The organism is Sorangium sp. So ce295 (assembly GCF_051527405.1).
Lineage (GTDB): Bacteria > Myxococcota_A > Polyangia > Polyangiales > Polyangiaceae > Sorangium > Sorangium cellulosum_B.
On sequence record NZ_CP150324.1, the window covers coordinates 3449924 to 3466991 of the forward strand.

At 70.2% G+C, this 17068-nt stretch carries 12 protein-coding genes; 3 read left to right on the forward strand and 9 right to left on the reverse strand.

The window, feature by feature from the left end; translation table 11 throughout:
• Positions 1-34 precede the first annotated feature (34 nt).
• A complete protein-coding gene (locus WMF11_RS13330) occupies positions 35-1339 on the reverse strand; it encodes an ammonium transporter (protein ID WP_437555378.1) in 1305 nt (434 codons plus the stop codon).
• A gap of 230 nt (positions 1340-1569) precedes the next feature.
• Positions 1570-3222: a 4-alpha-glucanotransferase gene (locus tag WMF11_RS13335; protein WP_437977745.1), complete on the reverse strand. Its 1653-nt coding sequence runs from the start codon at positions 3220-3222 to the stop codon at positions 1570-1572.
• Between the two features lie 304 nt (positions 3223-3526).
• Here WMF11_RS13335 and glgX point away from each other — a divergent pair, with 304 nt between their 5' ends.
• Positions 3527-5866 (forward strand): glycogen debranching protein GlgX, encoded by a 2340-nt coding sequence (gene glgX, locus WMF11_RS13340; RefSeq protein WP_437908781.1) that lies wholly within the window; start codon positions 3527-3529, stop codon positions 5864-5866.
• Between the two features lie 393 nt (positions 5867-6259).
• Complete coding sequence (locus WMF11_RS13345) at positions 6260-7774, forward strand: serine/threonine-protein kinase (protein WP_437977746.1); 1515 nt, start codon at positions 6260-6262, stop codon at positions 7772-7774.
• Positions 7775-7824: 50 nt separating this feature from the next.
• Here the strand turns inward: WMF11_RS13345 and WMF11_RS13350 are convergent, their stop codons facing one another.
• Positions 7825-8484: a winged helix-turn-helix transcriptional regulator gene (locus WMF11_RS13350; RefSeq protein ID WP_437908784.1), complete on the reverse strand. Its 660-nt coding sequence runs from the start codon at positions 8482-8484 to the stop codon at positions 7825-7827.
• Positions 8485-8582: 98 nt separating this feature from the next.
• Here WMF11_RS13350 and WMF11_RS13355 point away from each other — a divergent pair, with 98 nt between their 5' ends.
• Positions 8583-9143 carry a dihydrofolate reductase family protein gene (locus WMF11_RS13355; protein ID WP_437977747.1) on the forward strand — a complete coding sequence of 187 codons (561 nt, stop codon included), beginning with the start codon at positions 8583-8585 and terminating at the stop codon, positions 9141-9143.
• A 103-nt stretch (positions 9144-9246) separates the two neighbouring features.
• Here the strand turns inward: WMF11_RS13355 and WMF11_RS13360 are convergent, their stop codons facing one another.
• From WMF11_RS13360 to WMF11_RS13385, 6 genes are all read right to left on the reverse strand, one after another.
• Entirely contained in the window at positions 9247-10233 is a 987-nt protein-coding gene (locus WMF11_RS13360) for a hypothetical protein (RefSeq protein WP_437977748.1), read from the reverse strand.
• Between the two features lie 369 nt (positions 10234-10602).
• Positions 10603-11241, reverse strand: coding sequence for a glutathione S-transferase family protein (locus WMF11_RS13365; RefSeq protein ID WP_437977749.1), 639 nt, complete (start codon positions 11239-11241; stop codon positions 10603-10605).
• A 50-nt stretch (positions 11242-11291) separates the two neighbouring features.
• On the reverse strand, positions 11292-12935 hold the full coding sequence (locus WMF11_RS13370; RefSeq protein ID WP_437977750.1) for a cyclic peptide export ABC transporter: 1644 nt from the start codon (positions 12933-12935) through the stop codon (positions 11292-11294).
• Positions 12932-15313 (reverse strand): carbamoyltransferase HypF, encoded by a 2382-nt coding sequence (hypF, locus tag WMF11_RS13375; protein ID WP_437977751.1) that lies wholly within the window; start codon positions 15311-15313, stop codon positions 12932-12934. The genes WMF11_RS13370 and hypF overlap by 4 nt, the downstream gene beginning before the upstream one ends.
• A complete protein-coding gene (hypE, locus tag WMF11_RS13380) occupies positions 15285-16313 on the reverse strand; it encodes a hydrogenase expression/formation protein HypE (protein WP_437977752.1) in 1029 nt (342 codons plus the stop codon). The genes hypF and hypE overlap by 29 nt, the downstream gene beginning before the upstream one ends.
• An 88-nt stretch (positions 16314-16401) precedes the next feature.
• On the reverse strand, positions 16402-16992 hold the full coding sequence (locus WMF11_RS13385; protein WP_437908794.1) for a cysteine hydrolase family protein: 591 nt from the start codon (positions 16990-16992) through the stop codon (positions 16402-16404).
• Positions 16993-17068 lie beyond the last annotated feature (76 nt).

The following is a 17068-nucleotide window of genomic DNA, read 5'->3' on the forward strand; positions in this document are numbered from 1 at the left end:
ACGGCCTCCGCAAACGAGCCTCCGCTGCGCTGGATCAGGCGCCTTCGCGCGCGAGCACAGGCGCCGGCGCCGGCCTGGCCGGGGGCTCGCTCTCGACGGCGTGAGCGCCGCCCTCGCCGAGCGAGTAGGCCTCTTCGCCGTGGAGGGCGACGTCGAGGCCCTCGTCCTCGATCTCCTCGTCGACCCGGAAGCCCATCACCGCGCTGATGCCCTTCACGAGAACGAAGGTGACCACCGCCGCGTAAGCCGCCGCGACCGCGGCCGCGATCGCCTGCTCGGTGAGCAGCGCCGAGTTGCCCTTGATCAGGCCGTCCTGGCCGGCCGAATTCCACACCTTGGAGGCGAACACGCCGGTGAGCAGCGCGCCGAGCAGCCCGCCCACGCCGTGGATGCCGAACGCGTCCAGGCTGTCGTCATAACCCAGCTTGCCCTTCAGCATCACGGCGCCGTAACACACCGCGCCCGCCGCGAGCCCGATCGCGACAGACGCCATCGGGCCGACGAAGCCCGCCGCCGGGGTGATGGCGACGAGGCCCGCGACGAGCCCCGACGCCACGCCGAGGAGCGAGGGCTTGCCGAAGCGCACGGCCTCGATCAGGGCCCACGCGAGCGCCGCGATCGCCGCGGCGATGTGCGTGTTCACGAACGCCACCGAGGCGAGCCCGTTCGCCGCGAGCGAGGAGCCGCCGTTGAAGCCGAACCAGCCGAACCACAGGAGGCCGGCGCCGAGCAGCGTCATGGTGAGGTTGTGCGGCACGATCTTGCGCGTCGGGTAACCCTTGCGCTTGCCGAGCATGATCGCCATCACGAGCGCGCTCGCGCCCGAGGCCAGGTGAACGACGGTGCCGCCGGCGAAGTCGAGCGCGCCGCGCGCGAGGAGCCACCCGCCCGGGTTCCAGACCCAGTGGCAGATCGGGCTGTAGACGAGGAGCGACCAGAGCAGCGTGAACACCACATACGACGAGAACTTGATGCGCTCCGCATAGGCGCCCGAGATCAGCGCCGGCGTGATGATGGCGAACATCATCTGGAACGCCATGAACAGGAGGTGAGGCACCGTCGTCCCGACGCGCGGCTCGGTGCCAACGTTGTTCAGGAACGCGTAGTCGAAGCCGCCAATGAACCCGCCCTTGGATTCGGCGAACGCCATCGAGTACCCGAGCGTCACCCACGCCAGGGTCACGATACCCATGGCGAAAAAGCTGTGCATGAATGTGCTGAGCGTGTTCTTCGTTCGGACCATGCCCCCGTAAAACAGGGCCAGCGCTGGCGTCATCAGCAGAACCATTGCCGACGAGACCAGGAGCCAGGTGGTGTCCGAGGCGTTGATTTCGTTCACTGGTGGCCTCCTCGACGGCGACACTAAGAGAACGCAGTTTTCCGGAATGTTTCGTCGGCATATACTTCGCGACAGCACGAAACATACCGCGACGACGCAGCGAGTCAGCGCGTGGGCGCCTCCGCGGTCAGCGGGCCGGGGGACTCGCTCCTACAGCGGGTCGATGGATTTGCAGTGAGGCTATATCGCCGGTGGGCCCGAGGGGCCGTGAAACGGCGGGAGATGACGCGTTATCCGCGCCCGCTGGCCTCGATGCTCTCGCGCACCCGATCGAGCGCGGCCCGCACCTCGGGATCGCGATCGAGCGCAGCGGGCGGCGCCGGCAGCCGGAGCGACCAGTTCTGCGGCCCCACGGTCCCCGGGACGTTGATCCGGTCGCGCGTGGCGAGCACGTCCTGGAGGAGCAGCAGCACGAGCTCGCTCGTCGAGCCGAGGATCAGGTCGAGCAGCGCGCGGTGGGTCTCCTTCGTGAACTGCGGGCCGAGCTCCTGCCGGCGCGGCGCGAGCTGCGGCAGCTCGAGGACCCCTGCGCGCTCCCGGTCGTCCCGCGACTCCCACCACACCACCACGGAGTCGGTGTCGTGCGTCCCGAAGCAGGCCACCGAGAGCGCCGGATACTCCGCCGGATCGCGGAACACGACGTCGTTCTTCTCCCAGATCAGCACCTTGTAGCCAGGCACCCCGAGCTCCGAGAGCGACTCCCGGACCCACCCCGGCACCGCGCCGAGATCCTCCGCCACGAGCTGCGCCCCGGTCTCCGCCGCCCCCGCCAGCATCGCCCGCACGACCCGATCGCCGTGGTCGCGCTGCTCCGCCTCCTCCGCGGGATCGAAGGTCGCCCTGGGCCGCTCCCCCCCGGGGGGCGTCTGCCCTTGCTCCGGGAAGATGTACGTCCGGTAGAAGCCGACCAGGTGATCGATGCGGAACCGGTCGTAGAGCAGCCCCGTGTAGCGGCAGCGGCGCCTGAGCCACGCGAAGTCGTTCTCGCGCATCCGGGCCCAGAAGTACGGCGGGAGCCCCCACCGCTGCCCCTCGGTGTCGAACTGGTCGGGCGGCGCGCCGACCGTCATGTCGTGCCGGAACTCGCCCTGGTGCGCCCACACGTCGGCGCTGTCGCGCGACACCATGAACGGGAGATCCCCCATGATCTCCACGCCCTTGCCCCGGAGATCCGCGCGCGCCGCCTCCCACTGCGCGTGCGCGAGCCACTGGACGTACTCGTAATAGAGGATGTCCCGCGCGCGCTCGCGCCGCAGCGCCTCGAGCGCCTCCGGCCTGCGCTCGCGGATCGCCTCGGGCCAGTCCCACCACGCCCTGCCCTCGAAGGCGTCCTTGAACGCGCGGAACTGCGCGTAGTCGGGCAGCCAGTCCGACTGCCGCTTCACGAACTCGCCGAGCTCGGCCGCGCGCGGCGTCTGCTTCGCGTGGTGCTCGCGCTCGAACACGTCGAAGGCGAAGCGCAGCGCCCGACCCTTCACGCGGCGCACGAGATCGTAGTCGACGCGCGCGCTGTTCCGCGCGCGATCGAGCGCCCCGAGGTCGTCGCCGAGCGCCTCGCCGAGGCGCTCCGCCGGGAGCTCGGGCACGGCGGACAGCGAGATGAACATCGGATCGATCCCGAACGCGGAGAGCGCCATGTACGGCGACGTCTCGCCCCCCGACACCTCGCCGAGCGGCAAGAGCTGGACGAGGCGCAGGCCAGCGGCGCGCATCCACGCGGCGAACTCGGGGAGATCGCCGATCTCGCCGATGCCCCACGAGCGATCGCTGCGCAGGGAGAAGAGCGGCACCGTGACGCCGGCGATGCGGCGGCGCGCGGCGGAACCGGGACCGGAAGGGGACGGTGAGCTCTGGGACTGATTTTCAACAGAGGGGGAAGACATGGGCGTTTTTCGCTTGGCTCCAGGCGTTCGGGGGCGAAGTCTATCCCGGGTCGCGCCGCCCTGGATGCTCCTTCTGCGACCGTGCGGTAGCGCCGCCGCGCCGCCGTCGAGGCCGTCGAGGCCGCGGCCGCTGCCGAGCTCGCGAGGAGGGCCGCGACGTCGCGCGCGGCGCGGGGGCGGGCCCGCCGTGCGGCCGGGGGGGCCGGCGATCCCGGGGGCGGCGACCGAAAAATCAAGCCGCGCGCGCTTGTGTCTCGACAGCGGCGCCGATCTCGCGAATAGGGCGGCTTCACAGGTTTTTCAGATGACCAGACGCATATGGCCCGGCACCCCCACCCCACTCGGCGCCGTCTTTGACGGCGAGGGGGTCAACTTCACGCTCTTCTCCCAGTCCGCCACCAAGGTCGAGCTCTGCCTCTTCGAGGCCGTCGACGATGTCGTGGAGCGCGAGCGCATCGAGCTCCCCGAGCGGACGGCCCACGTCTTCCATGGCTACGTGCCGGGGCTCAAGCCCGGCCAGCTCTATGGCTACCGGGTGCACGGGCCCTACGACCCGCGCTCCGGGCAGCGCTTCAACCCGGCGAAGCTCCTCGTCGATCCCTACGCGTACGCGCTCTCCAGCGAGCCGAACTGGAAGGCGCCGCTCTTCGCCTACGACCGCGGGGGGCACCCCGAGCGCGGCGAGGGCGGCGCTGGCCGGCCCAAGGAGGCGGGCCGGGACGGCGCGGCGCCCGAGAAGGGCGAGGGCGGGCGCGGCGGCAAGACGGCGAGCGATCGCCGCGCCGCCGAGGCGCGCGGGAAGGACTCCACGCCGCCGCCCCCGCCGGCCCCGCTCGACGACCTGGAGATCTGCCACCGCGACAGCGCCTGGGGCGCGCCGAAGTCCGTCGTCGTCGACCACCGCTTCGCGTGGGACGGCGACCGGCCGCCGGCGACGCGCTGGCAGGACACGATCATCTACGAGGTCCACGTGAAGGGCTTCACCCAGCGGCACCCGGGCATCCCGAAGGAGCTGCGCGGCACCTACGCCGGGCTCGCCTCGGAGGCGGCGATCGCCCACTTCAAGAAGCTCGGCGTGACGGCGATCGAGCTGCTCCCCGTGCACGAGATGGCGAGCGAGCGCGAGATCTGGGAGCGCGGCCTCGTCAACTACTGGGGTTACAACACGCTCGCGTACCTCGCGCCCGCGGGCCGCTACTCGTCGAGCGGGCGGCTCGGCCAGCAGGTGACCGAGTTCAAGGCGATGGTGAAGGCGCTCCACGCCGCCGGCATCGAGGTGATCCTCGACGTCGTGTACAACCACACCGCGGAGGGGAACCACCTCGGCCCGACGCTCTCCCTGAAGGGGATCGACAACTGGACCTACTACCGGCTCGTGCCGCACAACCCGCGCTACTACATGGACTTCACGGGCTGCGGGAACACGGTGAACACGCGCCATTACCAGACGCTCCAGCTGGTGATGGACAGCCTGCGGTACTGGGTGACCGAGATGCACGTCGACGGCTTCCGCTTCGATCTCGCGTCGGCCCTCGCCCGCGGTCACCATGACTTCGACCGCCTCAGCTCGTTCTTCGACATCATCCATCAGGATCCGATCCTCTCGCGCACGAAGCTCATCTCGGAGCCGTGGGACGTGGGCGAGGGCGGCTATCAGGTCGGCAACTTCCCGGTCCTCTGGACGGAGTGGAACGATCGTTACCGCGACTCGGTGCGCCGCTTCTGGAAGGGCGATCTGCTGGCGGCCGACCTCGGCTATCGGCTCACCGGGTCGAGCGATCTGTACGCGTCCAGCGGGCGCCGCCCGTACGCGAGCATCAACTTCGTGACGGCGCACGACGGCTTCACGCTGAACGATCTCGTCTCGTACAACGAGAAGCACAACGAGGCGAACGGCGAGGGCAACCGGGACGGCACGAACAACAACCACAGCTACAACCACGGCGTCGAGGGCCCCTCCTGCGACCCCGCGGTCGTCGAGCTGCGCGAGCGCCAGAAGCGCAACCTCCTCGCGACGCTCCTCCTCTCGCAGGGGGTGCCGATGATCAACGCCGGCGACGAGATCGGAAAGACGCAGCTCGGCAACAACAACGCCTACTGCCAGGACAACGAGCTCTCCTGGCACGACTGGGACCTCGACGAGCGGCGGAAGCAGCTCTTCGAGTTCACCTGCCGCCTCATCGCCCTGCGCCGTAGCCAGCCCGTGCTGCGCCGGCGGATGTTCTTCTCGGGCGGCTACGTGCACGGGAGCGGGCTCAAGGACATCGTGTGGTTCCGCCCCGACGGCGCCGAGATGACGCCGGAGGACTGGACCCACCCGAACGCCCGGGCGGTCGGCTACCTGCTCGGGGGCGACGCCCTCTCGGCGCTCGGTCCGCGCGCCGAGCCGATCTCCGGCGACACGCTGCTCGTGCTCATCAACGCGAACCACTCGCCGCTGGAGTTCGTGCTGCCCGCGATCGAGTTCGGCGAGCGGTGGGAGGTGCTCATCGACACCCGCACCGCCGGGGAGCCGGCGCGCACGGTGCCCGCGAGGGCAGGGGGAGAGCGCTACCTGCTCGTCGACCGGTCCGTGGCGGTGCTGCGGCTCCTGGAGCGCAAGGAGAAGAAGAAGGTCAAGCGGGTGAAGGCGCAGCGGGCGTAGTCGTCCCGACGCGCGCGCTCTCTCTCTCGGACGGCGATGCGTCGATGTCACCCCTGAAGCGCTGTTCGAGCACGTTCAAGCCACGCGAACCCGTGCCGCGCGACCGGCGTCGTGCGGCGCGACCGATGTCGTGTCGCGGCCCGGACGCGCACATCGGTGGCGGACCGGGGTGCATGAGGGGGCGCTGCTGCTTCGGCGCTGCGCGCGGCGTCCGGTAGCCCGCACCCTCGGCGCCGACCATCAACAAGTACAGCACCGCTGCGCCTCGCGACGCTGCCGCGTGGGCCTTCACGTGCAAGTGCGCGAGGAGGGCGGGGGTTCGCCGTTCAAAGGCATCCGCATTCGCGATACGTTGAGATCATGTCGTCGCCTCTCTCCTCAGGTCGTTGTCCCATGGACGCATCGACCGGTCCGGGGAACGGCGGCGGCACGAAGATCACCGGCGTGTTGCAGCCGCCCTCCCTGGGTCGACCGCCCGATTCCTCGGCGAGAGACGCCGCGCGCGACGCCACCACGCTCGGCGGACAGCCTGGGCCGCTCGGTCTTCCTCCTCCGAGCGGCGCAAGGCGGGACGAGGCGCGCTGCGCGCTCCTTCCGGGCCGCGTCGTGGCCGGGCGGTACCGGCTCGTGCATCCGCTCGGCCAGGGCGCGATGGGCGAGGTGTGGTGCGCGCACGACAGCGTCCGGCGCTTCGATGTCGCGCTCAAGTTCCTCGTGCTCCCGCGCCAGAACCTGGCCATCGACGCGATGGAGCGCTTCCGCTTCGAGGCGCAGGTCGCGGCCCAGCTCGGGCGGAAGACCGATTTCATCGTCACGGTGCACGACGCCGGTGAGGATCCCGAGGCGGGCCCGTACCTCGTCATGGAGTACGTGCGCGGCCGGTCCCTCCGGCAGCTGATCCACGAGCGGGGGCCGGTGCCCGCGCCGGAGCTGGCCGCGCTCCTCCGTCAGATCGGAGAGGCCCTCTCGGTGGCGCACGGCCTCGGGATCGTGCACCGCGACATCAAGCCGTCGAACATCCTGCTCCGCGAGGGGCGCGACGGGCGCCTGCGCGCCAAGGTCGCCGACTTCGGGATCGCCAAGTGGATCCGCCAGGATCTGGCGGCCGATTTCCCCCGCCAGACCGCGGAGGGCGTGGTGCTGGGCACGCCGGGCTACCTCAGCCCGGAGCACACGTGCGACGGGCACGCGGATCCGCAGCTCGACATGTGGGCCCTCGCGGTGGTCGCGCACGTGGCGCTCACCGGCGAGCAGCCCTTCGCCGGCCGCACCATCGCCGATGTGCTCGCCTCCATCCTGGGGAGCGCGCGCCCCCCGCTGTCGACGCTGTGCCCCGGCGCGCCGCCGGAGCTGGAGACGTGGTTCGCGCGCGCCTTCGCGCTGGATCCGGCGGAGCGGTTCCCCTCGATCGAGCCGATGATCTCCGCCTTCGTGGCCGCGGTCGGCCCTTCGGCTGCGCCGATCGCGCCGGCGCCCGCTGCGCCGGCGCGGCGGACCGGGCTGCACCTCGCGGCGGCTGGCCTCGTCGTGGCGCTCGGGCTGGGGCTCCTGCTCACCACCGCGCTGTCCTCGCAGCGCCTGGAGGCCACCGCCGAGCTGCGGGTGATGAGCGGCGAGGTGCTCTCCGCCGCCCGCGGCGCTCTCGTGGCGCAGGCGCCCGCGGCGCCCCAGGCGGGCGCGACCTCGGCGGTTCCCGCGGCCGGGCCCGCGACGGCGCCGCCCCCCGTCCCGCAGCCTCTGGAGCCCGCGCCGCTGCCAGCCGCGGCGCGCGCCGCCGCGACGCCTCCGGCGCCCGCGCTGCGGCCAGCCGCGGCGCGCCCCGTCCGTGCGCCCGGCGCGCCGGCGAGCACAGGCAAAGCGCCCGCGCGAAAGCGAGACGCTGGCACACAGAAGAGCGCGATCTTCTGAGCGTCGATGCGCGCAACAGATCGTTCGCCACGCGAGTCCACGCTGGCCCGTCATCCGGCGGGCGCGCGGCCCGGGGTCGACGGCGTCGATCGCGGCCGAGCGAAGAGGCGGAAGAACGTTCGAGCCAGCCGCCTGTCGCCCTGGAGCTCGACCGGCGCGTCGGCGAGCTTCTGGTCCCCGAAGACGACCGCCCGCAGCGTGGCTGGGTCGGTCGCGATCACGGCGTCCGGCGTGCGCGGAGCGCCCCGCGCGAGGGTGAGGGTCGCGCGATCGACCTCGATCGAGAACCGCTCTTCGCCGAGCCGGAGCTCGTAGGTCGCGCGGAGGTCAGCCGCCTCGCCCGCGACGAACGTCGCCTCGAGCGCGATCATCAGCGCATCGACGCTCAGGGCGCCCGCGGGCCGGACGGGCGATCGCGCGCCCCAGCGGCCGAGCTGCACGAGCAGCGGATGGAGCTCGCGGCCCCAGTCCGTGAGCTCGTAGGTCGGCGCGCCGACCTTGTGCCGCCGCACGACGCCGCCGCCCTCGAGCTCGCGGAGCCGCTGCGACAGCACGTTGGGGCTCGCGCCGGCGAGGCCGTCGCGGAGGTCCGTGAACCGCTTCGGACCGAGCAGGAGCTCACGCACGATGAGGAGCGCCCACCGCTCGCCGACGAGATCGAGCGCTCGCGCGATGCCGCAGGGATCCCCGTAGCTTCTCAGGCCGGTCATGGCGGCCACATCCTACCGCACTTGCGCAGCACTTGCGAAAGAGGACCAAATAGTCCTAGAATAGGACTAACGAAGAAGCGGACATCAGGAGGAACAGCATGCGCAAGCTCACCGTCTTCAACCAGATCTCGCTGGACGGTTATTTCTCGGACGGCCACGGCGACATGAGCTGGGCACACAAAGCGGACGCGGAGTGGGGCGCGTTCGCTGCGGAGAACGCGCGCGGCGGGGGTGAGCTCGTCTTCGGCCGCGTGACCTACGAGCTCATGGCGAGCTTCTGGCCCACCCCCGCGGCGCTGGAGCGGGCTCCCGCCGTCGCCGAGCGGATGAACAGCCTGCCGAAGGTCGTCTTCTCGAGGACCCTCGACGGCGCGGCGTGGAACAACACGCGGCTCATCAAGGGCGATCTCGCGACAGAGGTGCGCAAGCTGAAGGCGCAGCCCGGGCCGAACATGGTCGTCATGGGAAGCGGCAGCATCGTCGCCCAGCTGACCGACGCGCGTCTGATCGACGAGTACCAGATAGTTTTGAACGGGATCGTCCTCGGCAGCGGAAGGACGCTGTTCGAGGGGGTCAAGGAGCGGGCGAACCTCCGGCTGACGAAGACGCGCAGCTTCAGCAACGGGAACGTCGTGCTCTGGTACGAAGCGACGGCGTGACAGGGCCTGACGGAGGCGCGCCGCGCCTGCAGGCTGGCTGCGGTCTCCGGGATCCACGTCGAGGCGAGGACATCGTCGCTCCGATCCGTCTGCCGGACCGAGCTCAGCGCGGCTGAAGGTTCCTCGGCAGCCGGAACAACGTCACCGTATGCTGGAAGAACGCCGGCACCGCGACCACCCTCCGGGCCGGATCGAGCCCGAGATCGTTGATGGCGGTGAGCCCGTCGTCCCTGAAATCACGCACCAGGGTCGAGCTCGTCGCCGTGACCCAGTAGATGGCCGGGGGCGCGTTCACCGAGACGAGGTATCCATCCCTATATCGCTCGATGCCGTCCAGCTTTGCCTCGAGCGTCCCGAACCGCGTGAGCTCCTTGCTCTCGAGATCGAGCATCCAGACCTTGCCCAGCGAGGCGGGATCCCTGAAGGTGCCGAGCGTGACGATGGCCAGCTTGTCGCCGTCCACGAGCAGGCCGTTTGGAACGTTGAGGAGCGGGGACCAGAAGAACGGAGCGCATTGTTCGTCCTTGCAGCGCCACACGGTGCGGGTGAAGCTGTCGCTTATATAGACTGTGCCATCCTCGGCGAGCGCGAGATCGTTGAGGAAGATCGCGCCGAGCGCCGGGATCCTGCGCACGTCCTTGGTGGCGAGATCGATGATCAAGAGCTCATCCATGTCGGAGGTGTAAAGCTTGCCCTGCGCGACGCGGATGCCCTTGGGCGCGTTCATCCCCGAGAGCCATTTCGCCTCGACGATGTTGCCGCACCGGTCGAGCTTGCTGATCCAGCCGCGACCGTCCTTGAACCTGGGCCTCTCGAGCATCTCGTCAGGGACGCCGGCCATGTTGGCGACGTACCACGCCTCCGTCCCCTCGTCCCAATAGGCGCTCTCCGGCGCCTCGAAGCCGGCGTCCAGGCCGCCCACCGTTCGCGGGAAGCGAAGGCAACCGTCGCCCGAGGCATCGCCGTGCGAGAGCGGGGTAGCGGCGGGCGGATCCTCCGCGCGGTCAGGCGGATCGTCGGCGGAGCAGGCAGGGAGCACGAGCAGCGACAGGAGCGCGATCGCGGCGAGCGGAGAACGGTTCGCGGGCATGGGTTGCCTCCTCGCGGCGGCGCATCGTCGCGAACACTCGCGGCGATCGCGCCATCACAATGCCCGCCAGGGTAGGCGACGCGACATCAACGCACCTGTCGGGATGGACCGCAATCCAGTCTACGGAGAGCCGCTGTGGCGTCAGCCTTCGTCGAGGGTGGAGTCGCCGCCGTCCGTTGCGCCCTGGATACCGCACGTGGCGTCGGACCAGCGCTCGAAGGTGCGCTCGGACGGGACGTCGAGCGCGACGGAGCTCACCGGCGCCGGAGGAGCGCAGCCGCGCTGGGCGGCGCTGGAGGGATCGTCTGCCGCCGCGCGCGATCGTCGCGGTTCAGCCTCGACGTCCTCGAGCTGATCCGGCGACGGGTGCTAGCCGGCCAGCGACTCCGTCCGTGCAGCCGCGACCCACTCCGCGAGGCCAGGGTGCCGCCACATCGTCTCGGCGTACGCTGCCGCGGCGCCCGCGAGCGGGACGGCGTAGGTGCGGAAGCGCGTGACCACCGGCGCGAACATGGCATCGGCGATCGTGAAATGCCCGAAGAGGTACTCCCCCTTCTGGCCATGGGCCCGCCGGCACTCGGTCCAGATCGACGTCACACGATCGATGTCCGCGTCCACGGCGGCGTCGCGCGCGATCGGGGCGATCTCCCGGCGGAGATCCATGGACATCGCGTTGCGCAGCGCCGTGAACCCGGAGTGCATCTCGCTCGACACCGACCGGGCGAGCGCGCGCGCCGCACGATCGCCCGGCCAGAGCCGCGCCTCGGGGAAGAGCTCGGCGACATACTCGCAGATCGCGAGGGAGTCCCAGAGGACAAGGTCACCGTGCCGCAGCGCTGGCACGCGCCCCGAGGGGGAGCGCCGGAGGAGCGCCTCGCGCGACCCCGGCTGGTAGAGGGCGATGACCTCCTCCGTGAACGAAGCGCCGGTGTGCCTCAGCGCGAGCCAGGCGCGGAGCGACCAGGTCGAATACGTCTTCGTACCAAGATACAGCACCAGCGGTTCCATGACACCTCCCGTCGGCTCGCCGTCGGACGACGAACGCGCCGGCTTCTAACTCAGGCGCTGGCGTATGTCTCGTCCGATCTCGCGGTGACCTGTGCGTCGCCCACGAGCTGGCCGAAGTCCATCTTGAGGACGCGATCCGCCAGCCCGAAGTACCTGTCGTCGTGGCTGATGACGAGGATCGTCTTGCCGCTGGCCCTGAGCTCCGGGAGGATCTGGCGATAGAAGACGTCCTTGAACACCGGATCCTGGTCCGCCGCCCACTCGTCGAACAGGTAGACCGGCCGGTCTTCCAGGTAGGCCGTGAGCAGCGCGAGGCGCTTTCTCTGCCCCTGCGACAGCGACGTCGTGGAGAGGACGCCGCCCTCGACAGACACCTTGTGGTCGAGCTGCAGGCGAGAGAGGTAACCCCGGGCGCGCTGGGTGAGCTCGGGAGAGTCGAGCCCGATCAGGCTCTCGAACAGGTGGAAATCGAAGAACACCACCGAGAAGAGCTCCCGGTACGCCTGCCGGTTCCGGTCGGTGATCACCTCGCCGTCGAGCCGGATCTGGCCCGACTCGGGCGCGTAAAGGCCCGCGATCAGCTTCGCGAGGGTCGTCTTGCCGCTGCCGTTGCCTCCGACGAGGAAGATCAGCTCGCCGCGCCGCACGCTGAGGTGGATGGGGCCCAGCGTGAAGGTGTCGTCCTTTCCCTCGGACCTGTAGGCGTGCGTGACCCCGGCGAGCTCCAGCCGCTTCCACCTCTCGGGGAGCGGGGCCCCTGCCTCTGCCCCGCTCGCCTCGACGATGAGGCTCGCGCCGAGGTCCTCGACCTTCTGCACGGCGATGCCCGCCCGGCTCAGGGCCGGGAGCGCGCCGATAAGGACCTGCATGGGCGTCATCAGGTAGAGGAGGACGAGGGCGTAGCCGACCGACGCCTCGGAGCTCGCCTCCTGGAAGAGCGGCACGACGAAGAGCGTCACGCCGATGATGGTGAACACCATCGCCTGTCCCCACCCGTTCGCGGCGGTGAGCGCGACCATGCCGCGCAGGTTGCTCGCCTGGACGACGCCGGCCTCCCCCTCGAGCGACGTCGCGAGGAACGCCTCGCGGCGCCGCGCGTGGAGCTTCAGCTCCTTCACGCCGCGCGTGAGCGCGCGGAAGGTCTTCATCAGCTCCTCGGTCGCCTCGCGCGCGCGGCGGAAGTGCCGTGTCGCCCGGCTCATCGGGAGCTGATACCCGACGATACCAAGGACGATGAGCGTCAGCACCGACGCCAGCATGACAGGAGACATCCACCCCATGTAGAGCAGGCCTCCGACCACGATGACCAGGTTGATGCAGACGATCGGGATCTGCATCAGCGCCGTGGTGATCACGGGGACGTCGTCCGTGAGCGCGGTCAGCGCCCGTGACGGGCCGATCTCCTCGATCTGGCGGAGCGGCGCGCCGAGGATCTTCCGGCAGATCTTCACCCGGAGATCGAAGAGCGCCCCCTGGCTGAGGCGCGTGAGCAGGATCTCCGAGTGGTAGCGGGCGAACGGGAGCAGCAGGCACACCGCGGCGAAGCTCCACATCACCGCGCCGCGCTTGCGCTGCAGCGCCTCGTTGATCAGCACGAGGAGCGCCGTGTTGCAGGCGCCGCAGAGCGTCCCCGCGAGGATCGCGAGGACGAGGATCCGCCGGGAGTAGCCGGCGACGAACGCGAGGAGCTTCATGGGCGATCGGTGGTGGTGGGGCGCTCCCCTCGCGCCGACGGGGCGCGGGCGGCCGCGACGAGGATCTGGCCGAGCGATATCCCGCCGTCGTTCGGCGGGACCAGCCGGTGGCAATGCGGGGTGAGCCCCTCGCTCTCGAGGCGTCGGAGCGCGTTGATCAGGACGAACTCGTTCATGAAGACTCCGCCGCTCATGACCACGCGGCGCACGTCGAACTTCTCCGCCAGGCGCAGGCACACCGCGGCGATCACGTCCACGATCGTCGAGTGGAACCGGCGGCTGAGGTGCGCGGGCGTGGCGTCCGGCTGGTCGAGGGCGCGCAGGAGATCCCGGACGAGAGGCCGGTAGTCGACCACGAGGCGGCCGTCCCGCTCGTCTATCCCGTACTGGAGCGGCGGCGCCGTCCGGAAGTCCCTGTCGAGCAGCGCCTCCATCTCGATGGCGGCCTGCGCCTCGTACTCGACCTCGTGGCAGATGCGGAGGAGCGAGGACACGCCGTCGAACAGGCGGCCCATGCTCGTCGTGGCGGTCGCGTTCAGCCTCCGCTGGGCCATCTTCACGAAGACGTCGCGGCGCTCCTCCGCGACGTCCATGAGCGCCGGGACGCGGACCCCGCCGAGCTCTTCCCCGAACGTCTCCACGAGCAGCGAGATCGCGACGCGGATGGGCTCCTTGACCGCCTTGTCGCCGCCGAGGAGGTACATCGGCCGGAGGTGGCCGGCGCGCACGAATTCACGGTAGTCGCCGACAAGGAACTCGCCGCCCCAGACGGTGTCGTCGAGGCCGTAGCCGGAGCCGTCGAAGATGACGCCGATCACCCGCTCGTTCAGCCCGTTCTCGGCCATGCAGGCGGCCATGTGGGCGTGGTGGTGCTGCACCGTCGCGACCTCCGCGCCGGCCTGGCGCTTCGCCGCCCGCGTGGAGCGGAACGCCGGGTGCATATCGCAAGCGACCGTGTCCGTCTGCACGGACAGGAGCCGCTGGACGTGCGACGAACAGTCGATGTGCGCGCCGAACGTCGCGTCGTTCTTGAGATCGCCGATGTGCTGGCTGATGAAGACCTGGTTGTCCTTGCCGACGGCGACGGTGGTCTTCAGCTCGCCGCCGAGGGCGACGACCGCACCGACGTCCTGCGGGAGGTGGATCGGATACGGCGCATAGCCCCGCGAGCGGCGGATGAACGAGACGAGCGGCGCGTCGAGCCCCTCCGCCTCCGTGAGCCGGACGACGGAGTCGTCGACGCGGGTGCGGATATCGCGGTCGTGAAGGACGAAGTAATCCGCGATGTCGCGCAGCTGCGAGAGCGCCGTGTCGTTGTCGAACGCGATGGGGTGTCCGGAGAGGTTCCCGCTCGTCATGACGAGGACGTCGAGCGCCGGGTCCTCGAGAAGGAGGTAGTGCAGCGGCGTCGAGGGCAGCATGACGCCGAAGCTCGGGTTCCTCGGGGCGATCGCCTCGGACAGGGCGCCTGGCCGCCTGCGCAGGAGGACGATGGGGCGCTGCCGGCTCTCGAGCAGCGCCCGCTCCGGGTCGCTGAGCGAGACATGGCGGCGCGCCGCCTCGGCGTCGGCCACCATGATCGCGAACGGCTTGGCGTCGCGGCGCTTGCGCCGGCGCAGCTCCCGCACCGCCGCCTCGTTGCGCGCGTCCGCCACGAGGTGGAAGCCGCCGAGGCTCTTCACCGCGAAGAGCGCGCCCTCGCGCAGCCGGGCGATGGCGAAGCGCACCGGATCGTCGGCCTCGATCGGCGCGCCGAGCCGATCGGTGAGCGTGAGCCGGGGGCCGCACGCGGGGCACGCGTTCGGCTGCGCGTGGTAGCGCCGATCCTCGATGTCCTCGTACTCGCCCGCGCAGGCGGGGCACATCGGGAAGCTCTTCATCGTTGTCTGCGGCCGGTCGTACGGCATGTCGCAGATGATCGAGTAGCGCGGCCCGCAATGGGTGCAGTTGATGAACGGGTAGCGGTGACGGCGGTTCGAAGGGTCCCTGAGCTCCCGCAGGCAGTCGGCGCAGACGTCCGAGTCGGGCGGGATGAGCGTGTCGGTGCTGCGCAGATCCACGCTGCCGCGGATCTGGAAGTCGTCGTATCGAGGGGCGGGCTCGGCGAGCGGCTCCTCGCGGACGCCCGTGATCCGGGCGAGCGGCGGCGGCGACTCGACGAGCGCGCGCAGGAACGCCTGGATCGCCTCGTCGCCGGCCTGCAGCTCGAGCAGCACGCCGCGGGAGTCGTTGAGGACCCAGCCGCGCGCCCCGACGGCGCGGGCGAGCCGGTGCACGAAGGGCCTGAAGCCGACGCCCTGGACGATGCCCGAGACCCGGAATCGGCGGGTCACGAGCGCCGGCCGCGCGTCAGCAGAGTCGGGGGAGTTCGGCTCCATAAAGCTCCTCGAGCAGGGTTTGAGTCCCATCGGGCTCGGTCATGGACACGACGGGCTCCGCCGCGGCCTTGACCTCCCCGATGACCGCCGCGTTGCGGCCGTAGGGGTGCGCGCGGAGGATCCCGAGCACGTCACCCGCCTTGTCCGCCTCCACGAACAGGCAGAGGCACCCCTCGTTGGCGAGGTGGATGAGGTTGATGCCGAGCATGTCGGCCGCCATGACGGCCTCCGGCAGCACGGGCAGCGCCGCGCGCGCGAAGGAGAGCTCGGCGCCCGACGCGCGGGCGAACTCGTGGAGGACGGCGCACAGGCCGCCGCGCGTCACGTCGCGGATCGCCGCCACGGCGCCCTGGGGCACGCCCTTGAGGACCGCGTCGATGAGCCCGTTGAGCGGCGCGCAGTCGCTCTGCACCCGCTTCTCGAAGCCGAGCCCCTCGCGGACCGAGAGCAGGTGGATGGAGTGGTTGCCGAGATACCCGCTCACGATGATCTTGTTGCCGGGCCGCACGGCGCGGCTCACGAGCGGCGGGCGCTCGAAGACGCCCACGCCGGCCGTGTTCATGAAGAGCCGGTCGGCCTCGCCCTTGCCGACGACCTTGGTGTCGCCGGCGACGATCTTCACGCCGGCCTCCCTCGCCGCGTCGCGCGCCGACTCGAGGGCGCGGAGGAGCAAGGGGATCGGGAAGCCCGTCTCGATGATGAGCCCCAGGGTCAGGTAGAGGGGCCTCGCGCCGCTGACCGCGAGATCGTTGACGGTGCCGCAGACGGCGACCTTGCCGATATCGCCGTTGCCGAAGAACAGCGGCGTGACCACGAAGGAGTCCGTGGTGACGGCGATCCGGCCGGTGGGCACCTCCAGGATGGCGCTGTCCTCCATCGCGCCGATGTACGTGTCGCCGAGCGTCGCGGCGATCCGCTCGACGAGCTCCCGGCTCAGGCGGGCGCCCGTCCCGTGGTCGAGGACGACCTCTTCGTTCTCTTTCGCGTGTTCTTTCGTCATGTGAGGCTCCAGCGTTGGCACCGCAGCGCTGCGGTGAGGGTCGTGAAAGAGACGAGGCCGCCCGGCTGCGCGGCCTCGTCGTGCCTTGTCAGCCGAGCAGCTCTTCCCGGCTCGGCAGGTCGTCGCTCTGGCGCAGGCGCTTGATGATCTCCGCGCCGGGGGCGATCGCCGCGCAGTACGACGCCATCCATTCGAGAGAGCGCTTCTTGTCCTCCTCCTTGAGGGAGAACACGCCATCCTCGGGGACCCACACCTTGTACCCGCGGAAGAAGCCGTCCGCCGCGGTGGTCTGCACGCAGATCTGGGTCTGGATGCCCGTGACGAGGATCGTCTTGACGCCGAGCTCCTTCAGCTTGTCGTCGAGGGGCGTCTCGTAGAACCCGCTGTCGCGGTGCTTGACCATCACGATGTCGGACGGATGGACGAAGTCCTTGATCAGCTCGGCGTTGGGCGTGCCCTTGATCGCCGGGATCTCCTTCCCGCGGAAGCGGCGCTGGATCTGCGGATCGTTCGGATCGTTGATGAGCTGGAGGTGGACGACGACGTGCCCCAGGGCGCGGATGGCGCCGAGGAACATGTTGAACTGCGGCGCCACCCTGTTGAGGAGCTCGCGACCTCCCGGCATCTTGTCGATGAACTCGTACTGAAGGTCGTTGGTGAGCACTGCGATGTTGGGCATGATGTTCCTCTTGGATTCGGTTGATGGATTCGAGACGAGTCAGTCAAAGGCCCTTGCCTGGCAACGAGCGCGGCAG